A 13,215-nucleotide genomic window follows, 5' to 3' on the forward strand; every position below is an offset into this window, starting at 1 on the left:
TGAGCAAGCACTGCCGCCTGGGGCGGACATCAGGCAATATGAAAAAACCCCGGCAGTCGGGCAACTGCCGGGGCTCATCGACTGAGTCAGAGCTCGCTTACTTGGTGCCGAAGATACGGTCGCCCGCATCGCCCAGGCCGGGCAGGATGTAGCCATGGCTGTCCAGCTCGCGGTCCACGGCGGCGGTGTAGATGTCCACATCGGGGTGGGCGGCCTGCATGGTCTTCACGCCTTCGGGGGCGGCCAGCAGGCACATGAACTTGATGGACTTGGGCGCGCTCTTGTCCTTGAGCTGCTGCACGGCAGCCACAGCCGAGTTGCCGGTGGCCAGCATGGGGTCGACGACGATCACGTCGCGCTCGCCCATGTTTTCGGGCATCTTGTAGTAGTACTCGACGGGCTTGAGGGTTTCGGGGTCGCGGAACAGGCCGATGTGACCGATGCGCGCGCCGGGCACCACGTTGAGCATGCCGTCCAGGAAACCGTTGCCGGCACGCAGAATGGAAACCAGGGCCAGCTTCTTGCCGTCAATGACCTTGCCCATGGTCTTTTCCATGGGGGTTTCGATCTCGACATCCTGCAGCGGGAAGTCGCGCGTCAGCTCATAGGCCATCAGTGTGGACAGCTCGCCCAGCATGCGGCGAAAGCTGTTGGTCGATGCTTCCTTGCGGCGCATCAGTGTCAGTTTGTGCTGGACCAGAGGGTGGTCGATCAAATGCAGAGTGCTCATGTTCTTGGTCTTTGTGGTGAAGGCAGGCAGGCCCGCTTGTGGCGGACTTGTGCTTGCAAAAAATGGGATCAGGCGGATGCGGGCCGGGCCGCAACGGACGCTATTTTCGCTGTCACTCGGACAGCAGGCTGGCAAAACGCTCTAAATCCACATTGCCGCCGCTGATCACAATGCCCACGCGCTTGCCCTTGAGCGGCAAACCGCCGTGTATGGCAGCTGCCAGAGACAGCGATCCCGTGGGTTCGACCACGATTTTCATGCGCTCGGCATAAAAGCGCATGGCCTGGACCAATTGCTCGTCGTTAACGGTAAGAACTTCGTTCACTCGCTGCTGGATGATGGCAAAGGTCAGATCGCCCGCTGCCTGGGTCTGGGCACCGTCGGCAATGGTGCGCGGCGTATCGATCTTGACGATATGGCCGGCGCGCAGCGACTGCTGCACATCATTGCCCGCTTCGGGCTCGACGCCGATTACCTTGCATTGCGGAGCCAGGGCGTTTGCGGCCAGCAGACTGCCGGAGAGCAGACCGCCGCCGCCCAGGCAGACAAACAGATAGTCCAGATCCGGCACTTCCTCCAGCAATTCCTTGACCGCCGTGCCCTGACCGGCGATCACGTCGCGGTGGTTGTAAGGCGGGATCAGTGTCATGCCACGCTCGGTCGCCAGCTTGTGGGCGATGGCTTCGCGGTCTTCGGTGAAGCGGTTGTAGGTGACGACCTGGGCGCCATAGCCGCGCGTGGCGGCCATCTTGGAAGCCGGTGCATCCTCGGGCATGACAATCAGGGCCGGCATGTCCAGCAACTGGGCTGCCTGGGCAATGGCCTGGGCATGGTTGCCGGAGGAAAAGGCCAGGGCGCCGCCCTTGCGCTGCTCGGGTGTGAACTGCGCCAGAGCGTTGTAAGCGCCGCGAAACTTGAAAGCGCCTATGCGCTGCAGGTTCTCGCATTTGAAGAACAGGCGCGCGCCCAGCTGTTCGTCCATGGTGCGGCTGGTCAGCACCGGCGTGCGGTGGGCTACGCCCTGCAGGCGCTGGGCAGCGGCCACGACATCGTCATAAGTGGGCAGGGGGGGCGGTGTTTGTGCTCATGGCAAGACAGGCTGGGGTGGTACTGAATCCATGATAACGGCGCCTCGCCCACTTCAAGCCGATTTGCTGCGTTGCGGCTCGGCTACCTGTCGATGGCGCCCAGCGGGCCATCGAGAAGATAGAGAAATACGAGCGGAAAAGGCATGCAGGCCTTTATTGGTAAGTGCTGATAGCTATTCAATCAGGAGCGATCGCCCGCTTGAGGTAGTGCTGGTGCAAACGCCTGCAGCGGCTCCAGCGGGGGGAAGTCGCCGGCGCGCTTGGCCTGCATGGCACTCACGGCCTCCATGACATGGCGGTTGCTCCAGATGCCGCTCTGCACCCAGCCCATTTGCTGCAGCGAGTCGCTCACGCTGTGGTCGCGCGCGTAGTTGATCACCTGCTTGCTGCCCCAGATGGCCACGGGCGGCTTGGCCGTAATTTCGCGCGCGCAGGCGAGAGCTGCTGTGACGGTGGCTTCGGGCGTGTCGTAGACGGCGTTGACCAGACCGTGACTGGCGGCCTCCTGCGCTGTCATGCGGCGGCCGGTGTAGGCCAGCTCCTTGACGATGCCTAGCGGCATCAGCTTGGGCAGGCGCTGCAGGCTGCCCAGGTCGGCGGTCATGCCGATATTGATCTCCTGCACGCAGAAAAAGGACTCGGCGCTGGCGTAGCGTATGCAGGCAGTGGCCACCAGATCCAGCCCTCCACCCACGCAGGCGCCCTGAATGGCGCAGATCACGGGCATGCGCAGGGCTTCGATCTTGTTGAAGGTGGACTGCAACTGGGCCAGGGTGTCGATGATGGCGGCGCGGCCCTCGGGCGTGCGGTCATTGGGCGCAAAGGCGGGGTCGGCAAAGGTCTCGAGTGCCATGCCGGCGCAAAAATGCTTGCCCGTGCTGCTGATGACCAGTGCGCGCGACTGGCCGCTGCGCTGCAGTGTGTCCAGCACCAGGTCCAGCTCCTGCCAGAACCTGGGATTCAGAGTGTTGAAGGCATCGGGGCGGTTGAGCACCAGATGGGCAATATGGTCGACCAGGTCCAGGCGAAAGCTGCTCAGACCGGCGGTCAGCAAGGTGTCGTCAGAGGTATGGGGCATGCCGGCATGGTGTCTTGCTGCGTAGGCCGCGCCAGTCACACTTGCGACTGCAGACAGAAAAGCCGGTCTGGGTCAAACCTGCGGTGCCAGCCGTTCCCTCCTGGGTGCATGGAGCGGCTGGCAGAGAAGCTGGTGAAGAGATGGATGCTGTGTTCCAGCAACTTCAACCAGAATCAGGCAGTCAGGGCTGGCGCTCTGTCTGCGGTATGGACCTTGAACACGGCCACCATGCCGGTCAGGCGCTGGGCCTGGTCGCTCAGCGAGACAGCGGCAGCCGTGGATTCCTCGACCAGGGCTGCATTTTGCTGCGTCATCTGGTCCAGGTTGGTCACGGCCTGGTTGACCTGGCTGATACCGTCATGCTGTTCCGTGGCCGAGGCACTGATCTCGCCAATCATGTCCGAGACCTTGCCGACGCTGCTGACGATTTCTTCCATCACGCGGCCTGCCTGGGAGACCTGGTCTGCGCCTTCCTGGGCGGCGTCCACGGAGGTGGTGATGAGCGCCTTGATCTCCTTGGCGGCCTCGGCACTGCGGTGGGCCAGGGCGCGCACTTCGCCGGCAACCACGGCAAAGCCTCGGCCCTGTTCGCCGGCGCGCGCGGCCTCGACCGCAGCGTTGAGTGCCAGGATATTGGTCTGGAAGGCGATGGAGTCGATCACGCCGATGATGTCGGAGATGCGGTGTGCGCTGTCGCTGATGCGTCCCATGCTGCTGACCACGGACTGCACCACATGGCCGCCGCGCTGAGCGACCTGTGCGGCATTGCCTGCCAGATGGTTGGCCTGGCGGGCGGTGTCCGAGGCCTGGGCGACGGTGGCGGTCAGCTGCTCCATGCTGGCTGCGGTTTCCTCGAGATTGGCGGCGGTCTGCTCGGTGCGTGCGGACAGGTCGTGGTTACCTGTAGCGATTTCGGCCGAGGCGGTGCTGATGGAGTGCACGCTGGTACGTACATCGCTCACCAGGCTACGTAGCTGGGCTGCCATGGTCGAGACGGAGCTCAGCAGGCGGCCGAACTCGTCATGGCGGTCGTTGCCGGCGGTTACCGTGAGATCGCCCTGTGCAATGGCCTGGGTCAGCTCCACGGCTTCATTCAGAGGCTGGGTGATGGAACGGGTGAGGGCCAGCGCCAGGCCCAGGGCGGCGGTCAGCACCAGGGCCTGCACCACCCAGGACAGCCAGATCGCTCTTTGCTGGTCTTGCTGCAGCTGAAGGCTGGCGGCGTCGCGCTGCTGCTCCTGCAGCTTCACAAAGTCCTGCAGCGAATCGACATAGCGGCCGATGGCGCCCAGATATTGCAGGCGGATGAAGTCGCGCATGGCTTCGATATCGCCGCTCAGCTTGATCTCCCTTGCCTGCTTGTTCAGCGCCAGAACTTCGGCGCGCACGGCGGCGATCTTCTGCAGGGCAGCCTTGTCAGCATCGCTTTGAGCCAGTTTGATGACCTGCGCCTGCAGCGCCCCGTTGACGGCCACGCCTTCGCTGACGCGCTCGTCCATGCGCTGGGTCAGCGCTTCGTCGGTGGTCATATTGCTGGTGAGCACGCGTTCGCCCGTGGTCTCGGTCGCACCTTTCCATTGAAGGGCGAGATTGATGCGATTGTCATAGTCGGTCAGGGTCTGCATGCCGGCCTGCAGGGCCTGGGTGGATGAGTGCTGGTTCCATAGCGAGACGGCCAGCATCATGGTCAGAAGCCCGCCCAAAGTGCACCACAGCTTGGTGGATACACGCCATTGATTGAATTGCATTGGCAGAAAATTTGCAAAAGCACTGCCCGGCCCGAGCGAACTGGTGGTCTGCGGCAAGACTGGGCAGCGTGGTTAGCGTAGAGGAAAGAAGCGGCTGTGCCTGCAGGCAGCAGCACATGTCCAAGAGACTGGCGGCTGGCACCAGGGGATGGATTTATTATGTATCGACATAATGACTGCCGCCTTGAGCGCTTTCTGTGCGGCGGCCGCAAAAAAGGCCTGCTGACGCAGGCCCTTGGAGCGAGTGAGCGCGTTGGGATCAGCGCTTCTTGTTGCCCAGAATGCCGCCCAGCACGCCGCGCAGAATCTCCTTGCCCAGACTGTTGCCCACGGTGCGTACCGTGGACTTGGCCATGGTCTGCACCAGACCGTCGTGCTGGCCGCCGCGCGGGCCGGTACGGCCGAACAGCAGCTCCTTGAGTCCGTCCATCATGGAGTCCGTGGCGCTGCCTTGCGGGGACGTTCCGGCCGCTCCGGCAGCAGCCGGGGCATCGCCGGGCTTGGCGGGCGTGGCGCTCGCAGTGCGGTCGCGCAATATCTCGAAGGCCGATTCGCGGTCCACGGCTTTCTCATAGACGCCGGCGACCAGGGAACCATCGATCAGCGCCTTGCGCTGCTCGGCCGTGATGGGGCCGAGCTGGCTGCCGGGCGGAATCACGAACACGCGCTCGGTCACGCTGGGGCGGCCTTTTTCGTCGAGGAAGCTGATCAGGGCCTCACCCACGGCCAGCTCGGTGATGGCTGCGGCAATGTCCAGACCGGGATTGGGGCGCATGGTGGAGGCTGCCGAGGCCACGGCCTTTTGGTCGCGTGGGGTGAAGGCGCGCAGGGCGTGCTGCACGCGGTTGCCCAGCTGTCCGAGCACGCTGTCGGGAACGTCCAGCGGGTTCTGGGTGACGAAGTACACGCCCACGCCCTTGGAGCGCACCAGGCGCACGACCAGCTCGATGCGTTCGATCAGCACCTTGGGCGCATCGTTGAACAGCAGGTGGGCCTCGTCAAAGAAAAACACCAGCTTGGGCTTCTCGGGGTCGCCGATTTCCGGCAGCTGCTCGAACAGCTCGGACAGAAGCCAGAGCAAAAAGGTCGAGTACAGGCGCGGCGCATTCATCAGCTTGTCGGCCGCCAGCACGTTGATCACGCCCATGCCATTGGCATCGGTCTGCATCAGGTCGTTGATGTCGAGCATGGGCTCGCCAAAGAACTTGTCGCCGCCCTGGCTTTCAATGGTCAGCAGCCCGCGCTGTATGGCTCCCACGCTGGCCGAGCTGATGTTGCCGTACTGGGTGGTGAACTGCTTGGCGTTGTCGCCCACAAAGTTCAGCATGGCGCGCAGATCCTTGAGATCCAGCAGCAGCATGCCGTTGTCGTCCGCAATCTTGAACACCAGATTGAGCACGCCCATCTGGGTCTCGTTCAGATTCAGCATGCGGCCGATGAGCAGCGGGCCCATGTCCGAGATGGTGGCGCGCACCGGGTGGCCCTGCTCGCCGAACACATCCCACAGCGTGGCAGGGCAGGCCAGGGGCTGTGGCAGGTCCAGGCCGCGATCCTTGAGCGAGGCCGCCAGCTTGCCTTCGATCTTGCCGGCCTGGCTGATGCCGCTCAGGTCTCCTTTGACGTCGGCCATGAAAACCGGCACGCCGATCTGCGAGAAGCTTTCGGCCAGTTTCTGCAGTGTGACAGTCTTGCCGGTGCCTGTTGCGCCGGTGATCAGGCCATGCCGATTGGCCAGTCCGGGCAGCAGGGTACATTCTGTGGCAGAGTGCTGGGCAATCAAAAGGGGTGAAGCCATTTCGGGTTTCCTCTGGGGGGGCATGCAGTCAAAAGTAAAATCGCTCCCGCTAGGTTAAATCAAATATCAAAGGATTCCCTGTGGCAGGACACAGCAAATGGGCCAACATCCAGCACCGCAAGGGTCGCCAGGATGAAAAACGTGGCCGCATCTGGACGCGCATCATTCGTGAAATCATGGTCGCAGCCCGCCAAGGCGGCGGCGACCTGAGCGCCAACCCGCGTCTGCGTCTGGCGGTGGACAAGGCCAAGGCCGCCAATATGCCGGCCGACAATATCAAGCGCAATATCGACAAGGCCACGGGTAACCTCGACGGCGTGACCTACGAGGAAATCCGTTACGAAGGCTATGGCATCGGCGGCGCGGCCATCATTGTGGACACAATGACGGACAATCGCGTACGTACGGTGGCCGATGTTCGCCATGCATTCAGCAAGTACGGTGGCAATATGGGCACCGAAGGCTCGGTGGCCTTCCAGTTCAAGCATGTGGGGCAGATCATGTTCGCCCCCGGCACGGACGAAGAAAAAGTCATGGAGATCGCGCTGGAAGCCGGTGCCGACGATGTGATCACCGATGACGAAGGTGGCATCGAGGTGCTGACGGCCCCCGGCGACTTTGAAGCCGTGCGTGACGCACTGCAGGCCGCCGGCTTTACCGCCGACATGGCCGAGGTGACCATGCGCCCCGAAAATACAATCGCCCTCGAAGGCGATGATGCAGCTCGCATGCAGAAGCTGCTGGACATGATTGAAGACTTGGATGACGTTCAGGACGTCTACCACAACGCAGAACTATGAAAATTCTTGTGATTGGCGGCGGTGGCCGTGAGCACGCTCTGGCGTGGAAGTTGGCCGAATCGCCCAAGGCGACCAAGGTCTATGTGGCTCCCGGTAACGGTGGCACTGCCCTGGCTGGCGGCAAGCTGGAGAACCTCGACATCACCGATGTGAAGGCTCTGCGCGAATGGGCCCAGGCCGAAAAGATTGCCGTGACCGTCGTGGGGCCCGAGGCTCCGCTGGCGGCTGGCGTGGTCGATGAGTTCCGTGCCCACGGACTCAAGGTCTTCGGCCCGACCAAGACTGCAGCCCAGCTGGAGTCGTCCAAGGCTTTCTCCAAGGACTTCATGGCGCGCCACAGCATCCCCACGGCGCAATATGAAACCTTCACCGACCCGGTTGCGGCCCATGCCTATGTGGATCGCCTCGGTGCGCCCATTGTCATCAAGGCCGACGGCCTGGCGGCCGGCAAGGGCGTGGTGGTTGCCATGTCGCTGCAGGAAGCCCACGACGCCGTGGACTTCATGCTGGTGGACAACAAGTACGGTGTGCAGCACAACGAAGGCGGTGCACGTGTCGTGATCGAGGAATTCCTCGATGGCGAGGAAGCCAGCTTCATCGTGCTGTGCGACGGCAAGAACGTGCTGGCACTGGCGACCAGCCAGGACCACAAGCGTCTCAAGGACGGCGACCAGGGCCCCAACACCGGCGGCATGGGCGCTTATTCGCCGGCACCTGTGGTGACCGCCGATGTGCATGCCCGCGCCATGCGCGAAATCATTCTGCCCACCATCCGTGGCATGGAAAAAGACGGTGTGCCCTATACCGGCTTCCTGTACGCAGGTCTGATGATCGACAAGGCAGGCCACCCCAAGACGCTGGAGTTCAACTGCCGCATGGGCGATCCGGAAACCCAGCCCATCATGATGCGTCTCAAGAGCGACCTGGTGGATGTGATGCTGGCAGCCTGCGAAGGCAAGCTCGACCAGCTGGAGCTGCAGTGGGACCGCCGTACCGCATTGGGCGTGGTCATGGCTGCTGCCGGCTACCCCGAAGACCCGCGCAAGGGCGATGTCATCACCGGTCTGCCCGCCGCAGCCGACGATGCCATGGTCTTCCATGCCGGCACCCAGCTGGGCGCTGACGGCCAGCCTGTGACCAGCGGTGGTCGTGTGCTCTGCGTGACCGTGTTGGCCGACAGTGTCAAGCAGGCGCAGCAGAAGGTGTATGACGTGGCACGTGGCATCCACTTCGATGGTGCCCAGTATCGTCGTGACATCGGCTTCCGTGCCGTCAAGAAGGCCGACTGATGAACCAGACATCCTCATCTTCTGTGGCTGATCAGCTGCCTGTGGCCGAGGTGCGTGAGTACCTCATGGGTCTTCAGACCCGCATCACCGAGGCGCTGGAAGCCATCGAAGGCGAGGGTGGTGCGCGTTTCCTGGCCGACGCCTGGCACAAGGAGCCGGGCGAAAAGCTGCAAGGCAACGGTGTCACCAAGATCATGGAGGGCGGGCGCGTGTTCGAGCGCGCAGGCTGCGGTTTCTCGCATGTGCGCGGGTCGCAACTGCCGCCCTCGGCCACACAGCATCGGCCCGAGCTGGCAGGAGCGCCGTTCGAGGCCATGGGCGTGTCGCTGGTATTTCATCCGCGCAGTCCCTTGGTGCCAACGGTGCACATGAATGTGCGCATGATTTCGGCTGGCCATGAGGGGCAGCCCAAGACCTGCTGGTTTGGCGGCGGCATGGATTTGACGCCGGTATATGGCTTTGAAGAAGACGCCGTGCATTTCCATCAGACCTGCCGCGATGCGCTGGCGCCATTTGGCGATCAGCTCTATCCGCGTTTCAAGCAATGGTGCGACGAGTACTTCTTCCTCAAGCATCGCAACGAGCAGCGCGGCATTGGCGGCATCTTCTTCGATGATTTCAGCGAACTGGGCCAGCAGCAGAGCTTTGCCATGCTGCGCTCGGTTGGCGATGCCTTTCTGAAGGCCTATCTGCCCATCGTGGAACGCCGCCGGAATGCGCAGTACACGCAGCAGCAGGTGGATTTCCAGCGCTACCGCCGTGGCCGCTATGTGGAATTCAACCTGGTCTGGGACCGCGGCACGCATTTCGGCCTGCAGTCCGGCGGCCGTACCGAATCCATTTTGCTGTCCATGCCGCCTCATGCGGACTGGAGCTATCAGCGCGAGGATGCACCGGGTACCCCTGAGCGTGATTTGCTGGATAAATTCCTGATTCGCCGCGACTGGCTGTAATCAGTCTGTTTCCTTGCAGGCAGCGCATAAAGCCCTGTCAGCAAGGAAATTTTTAGAAAACTATAATTTCCATAGCTGGATGCGCGCTATCGACTGGCGCGTCAACCTTTTTCAATGCGTGAAGAGCGCAGGTCTTAGGGGCCTGAACGCAGACGCTAACCCAGCCCTGATACGGGTGTGGCGCAGCACACGCTATATTGATCCCATCATTTACTGATTCCATCGCCTGATGACCACCTCCACCAAATCGGATTCCGCAGCCAAGCGCGACGTCACCAAACTCCAGCGAGCCATTGTTGACGGCCTCGAAGACGTCAAGGCCCACGACATCCAGGTGTTCAACACCGAAGCACTGTCGCCGCTGTTCGAGCGCGTGATCGTGGCCTCGGGTACTTCCAACCGCCAGACCAAGGCACTTGCCTCCAGCGTGCGCGAAGCCGTCAAGGAAGCTGGGTTTCCCGTGCCCCGCCAGGAAGGTGAGCAGAACGGCGAATGGATCATCGTGGACTGCGGCTCGGTGGTCTGCCACATCATGCAGCCGGCCATCCGCCAGTACTACCGCCTGGAAGAAATCTGGGGCGAGACACCGGTGCGCATGAAGATCGGTGCCGCCAAGCCCAAGCCCGCCGAAGTGGCCGCCAAGAAGCTGGCTGCCAAGCTGGCAGTGGAAAAGGCAGCTGCGGAAAACACCGTGGTCGAGAAAAAGCCTGCCGCCAAGAAGGCTGCGGCCAAGAAGCCCGCCACCAAGACGGCTGCCGGTGCCAAGCCTGCGGCAAAGAAGCCTGCTGCCAAGTCCGCCGCTGCCAAGACGGTCAAGACCGTGGTCGTCAAGCCCAGCACGCCCCGTACTGCCAAGCCGGTTGCGGCCAAACCCGCAGCCAAGCGTGCTCCCCGCGCCAAGGCCTAAATGAAGCTGACCATCGTGGCTGTAGGCCTGCATGTGCCCGACTGGGCGCAGACGGCCTACGACGATTACGCCAAGCGCTTTCCGCCCGAACTCAAGGTCGAACTCAAGGCCGTCAAGACCGAGCCGCGCGGCTCCAAGACGCTGGAGACCCTGTATGCGGCAGAGCGCAAGCGTATCGAAGCCGCCATCCCCAGGGGCACTCGCATCGTGGTGCTCGACGAGCGCGGCACCAATCTGACCACCAAGGCGTTGGCCCAGCGTCTCAAGGGCTGGCAGCTCGAGAGCGATGATGTGGCCCTGGTCATCGGCGGACCCGACGGACTGGACCCCGAGTTCAAGGCCGCGGCACACGAGCGCATCCGTCTGTCCGACCTGACCCTGCCGCATGCCATGGTGCGCGTGCTGCTGATCGAGCAGCTGTACCGCGCCTGGTCGGTCAATGCCGGCCATCCCTACCATCGCGAATAAGCGCTTGTGAGCGGACTCTGCGTGCAATTTCGCGCAGTGCGTGATACTATGATTTTGATAGCCTTTTGCGCTTTATATATGGGCGCTAGAGGCCATTTTTAATAAAAATCATGGCGCCATTTCTCTATCTTGCATCCCAAAGTCCCCGCCGTCGTCAGCTGCTGGAGCAGCTGGGCGTGGCGCATGAATTGCTGCTGCCCAATGCAGCCGGCGACATCGCCGAGGATGCCGAGGCCATAGAGGCCGAGCTGGTTGGGGAAGATCCTCATGACTATGTGCAGCGCGTGACGGCCGGCAAGCTCGATGCTGCCGTGGCCCGCCATGCGCGGCGCGGTTTGCCGCAGGCGCCCATTCTGTGCTCCGACACCACCGTGGCCCTGGGAAAGCAGATTCTGGGCAAGCCCGCCGATGCCGAAGACGCGCGACGCATCCTGCATCTGCTCTCCGGGGCCGAACATGAGGTGCTGACCGCCGTGGCGCTGCAAAGCGGCGTGCGGCGTCTGCAGGCCCTGTCGGTGTCCACCGTGCGCTTTGCGTCCATGACCGAGGCGCAGATCGATGCCTATGTGCTCACGGGCGAGCCCATGGGCAAGGCCGGTGCCTATGGCATACAGGGCAGGGCGGCCGCACATATTGCAGAGATTCGTGGCAGCTATTCGGCCATCATGGGCCTGCCGGTTTATGAAACTGCCGAGCTTTTGCGCCAGCTGGGCTGGTCGCTCTGAACCTTTGGCGCAATCGGCACTCTGTTCTTGAGTTTTCCCTGCGGGAAGGTCTGCATGGCAGCTGTCTTGCGCCAGCCATGCGCGCGTCGCACACTGGGCGCAGCAAAAGCCAGGACATATAAAGAAAGAACGACAGTCAATGCAGCAAGATATTTTGATCAACTGGTCGCCGCAGGAAACGCGGGTGGCGATTGTCGAAAACGGCGCCGTGCAGGAGCTGCACATGGAGCGCCCGCTGGAGCGGGGACTCGTCGGCAACATCTATCTGGGCAAGGTCTCGCGTGTGCTTCCAGGCATGCAGTCCGCCTTTATCGATATCGGTCTGGAGCGTGCGGCCTTTTTGCATGTGGCCGATGTCTGGCAGCGTCAGGAAAATGGCGAAGCCCCGATGTTCGCGCGCAAGGACCAGCCGCTGACGCCCATCGAAAAGCAGGTGTTCGAAGGGCAGTCCATCATGGTGCAGGTCATCAAGGACCCCATAGGTACCAAGGGTGCGCGCCTGTCAACGCAGATCAGCATTGCGGGGCGTCTGCTGGTGTTTCTGCCACAGGACGACCACATCGGCATCTCCCAGAAAATTCCCCAGAACGAGCGCGATGCCTTGCGGGCTCGTCTGCAGGAGCTGGTCGGCACCAAGGAGGGGGGCGGTGGCGGCGGGTTCATTCTGCGCACCAATGGCGAGGAATCCAGCGATGCCGAGCTGGCCGATGACATCCGCTATCTGCGCAAGACCTGGGCGCGCATCAAGGATGCGGCGCAGAAGCTGCCCGTCATGTCGGTGCTGCATCAGGATCTAAACCTGCTGCAACGTGTGCTGCGGGATCTGGTCGGCGAGAACACCCAGAGCATTCGCATCGATTCGCGCGAGCAGTTTGCGCTGCTCAAGAGCTTTGGCCAGGAATACATGCCGGCGGCTGTGCCCAAGCTGGCGCTTTACAAGGGCGAGAGGCCGATTTTCGACCTCTACAACATCGACGAGGAAATCGCGCGTGCGCTGGGGCGGCGTGTGGATCTGAAGTCGGGCGGCTATCTGATCGTCGATCAGACTGAAGCCCTGACCACCATCGATGTGAATACCGGCGGCTATGTAGGTGCGCGCAATTTTGACGACACCATCTTCAAGACCAACCTGGAAGCGGCGCACGCCATTGCACGTCAGCTGCGGCTGCGCAATCTGGGCGGCATCGTCATCGTGGACTTCATCGACATGGTGCGCGAGGAGCACCAGGGCGAGGTGCTCTCCGAATTCCGCCGCCAGCTGGCACGCGACCGCGTCAAGACCATGGCTGGCGGCTTCTCTCAGCTGGGCCTGGTGGAGATGACGCGCAAGCGTACGCGCGAGTCGCTGGCCCATATGCTGTGCGAGCCCTGTGAAGCCTGCTCCGGCAAGGGCAATGTCAAGACCGCGCGCAGCATCTGCTACGAGGTGCTGCGCGAAATCCTGCGCGAAGCCCGCCAGTTCAATCCGCATGAGTTCCGCGTTGTGGCATCCCCCAAGGTGGTGGAGATGTTCCTCGACGAGGAAAGCCAGCATCTGGCCAGTCTCTCCGACTTCATCGGCAAGCCCATTTCGCTGCAGGCCGAGACTGCTATGGCGCAGGAGCAATACGATATCGTGCTGCTGTGAGTGAGAG

General features: G+C 62.4%; 12 protein-coding genes. 7 read left to right on the forward strand and 5 right to left on the reverse strand.

From position 1 onward, the window contains the following. Window positions 1-97 precede the first annotated feature (97 nt). The 5 genes from upp to V8Z78_RS12085 all read right to left on the reverse strand — a co-directional run bounded on the left by upp (window position 98) and on the right by V8Z78_RS12085 (window position 6,439). A complete protein-coding gene (gene upp / locus V8Z78_RS12065) occupies window positions 98-730 on the reverse strand; it encodes a uracil phosphoribosyltransferase (protein ID WP_003062768.1) in 633 nt (210 codons plus the stop codon). Window positions 731-842: 112 nt separating this feature from the next. After that, on the reverse strand, window positions 843-1,775 hold the full coding sequence (locus V8Z78_RS12070; RefSeq protein WP_349731435.1) for a threo-3-hydroxy-L-aspartate ammonia-lyase: 933 nt from the start codon (window positions 1,773-1,775) through the stop codon (window positions 843-845). A gap of 224 nt (window positions 1,776-1,999) precedes the next feature. Further along, window positions 2,000-2,896, reverse strand: a complete 897-nt coding sequence (locus tag V8Z78_RS12075) for an enoyl-CoA hydratase-related protein (protein ID WP_046460842.1) — start codon at window positions 2,894-2,896, stop codon at window positions 2,000-2,002. Between the two features lie 173 nt (window positions 2,897-3,069). After that, window positions 3,070-4,644 carry a methyl-accepting chemotaxis protein gene (locus V8Z78_RS12080; RefSeq protein ID WP_003062771.1) on the reverse strand — a complete coding sequence of 525 codons (1,575 nt, stop codon included), beginning with the start codon at window positions 4,642-4,644 and terminating at the stop codon, window positions 3,070-3,072. A 259-nt stretch (window positions 4,645-4,903) separates the two neighbouring features. After that, the gene (locus tag V8Z78_RS12085) at window positions 4,904-6,439 is read right to left on the reverse strand and encodes a helicase HerA-like C-terminal domain-containing protein (protein ID WP_046460843.1); all 1,536 of its coding nucleotides are present in this window, start codon (window positions 6,437-6,439) and stop codon (window positions 4,904-4,906) included. A gap of 80 nt (window positions 6,440-6,519) precedes the next feature. Between V8Z78_RS12085 and V8Z78_RS12090 the strand changes: the two genes are divergently transcribed. From V8Z78_RS12090 to rng, 7 genes are all read left to right on the forward strand, one after another. Continuing rightward, window positions 6,520-7,239 carry a YebC/PmpR family DNA-binding transcriptional regulator gene (locus V8Z78_RS12090; RefSeq protein ID WP_003053891.1) on the forward strand — a complete coding sequence of 240 codons (720 nt, stop codon included), beginning with the start codon at window positions 6,520-6,522 and terminating at the stop codon, window positions 7,237-7,239. Beyond that, window positions 7,236-8,528: a phosphoribosylamine--glycine ligase gene (gene purD, locus V8Z78_RS12095; RefSeq protein WP_046460844.1), complete on the forward strand. Its 1,293-nt coding sequence runs from the start codon at window positions 7,236-7,238 to the stop codon at window positions 8,526-8,528. The genes V8Z78_RS12090 and purD overlap by 4 nt, the downstream gene beginning before the upstream one ends. Next, a complete protein-coding gene (hemF, locus tag V8Z78_RS12100; RefSeq protein ID WP_148748022.1) occupies window positions 8,528-9,481 on the forward strand; it encodes an oxygen-dependent coproporphyrinogen oxidase in 954 nt (317 codons plus the stop codon). Before purD ends, hemF begins: the two co-directional genes overlap by 1 nt. Before the next feature lie 229 nt (window positions 9,482-9,710). Next, window positions 9,711-10,388 carry a ribosome silencing factor gene (rsfS, locus tag V8Z78_RS12105; protein ID WP_003062774.1) on the forward strand — a complete coding sequence of 226 codons (678 nt, stop codon included), beginning with the start codon at window positions 9,711-9,713 and terminating at the stop codon, window positions 10,386-10,388. Continuing rightward, window positions 10,389-10,856, forward strand: coding sequence for a 23S rRNA (pseudouridine(1915)-N(3))-methyltransferase RlmH (gene rlmH, locus V8Z78_RS12110; protein ID WP_003053899.1), 468 nt, complete (start codon window positions 10,389-10,391; stop codon window positions 10,854-10,856). A gap of 110 nt (window positions 10,857-10,966) precedes the next feature. Continuing rightward, the gene (locus tag V8Z78_RS12115; protein ID WP_003062775.1) at window positions 10,967-11,581 is read left to right on the forward strand and encodes a Maf family protein; all 615 of its coding nucleotides are present in this window, start codon (window positions 10,967-10,969) and stop codon (window positions 11,579-11,581) included. Window positions 11,582-11,720: 139 nt separating this feature from the next. Continuing rightward, entirely contained in the window at window positions 11,721-13,208 is a 1,488-nt protein-coding gene (gene rng / locus V8Z78_RS12120; RefSeq protein WP_003062776.1) for a ribonuclease G, read from the forward strand. Window positions 13,209-13,215: the final 7 nt, after the last annotated feature.

Source organism: Comamonas sp. wu1-DMT, assembly GCF_040187805.1.
Lineage (GTDB): Bacteria > Pseudomonadota > Gammaproteobacteria > Burkholderiales > Burkholderiaceae_C > Comamonas > Comamonas thiooxydans.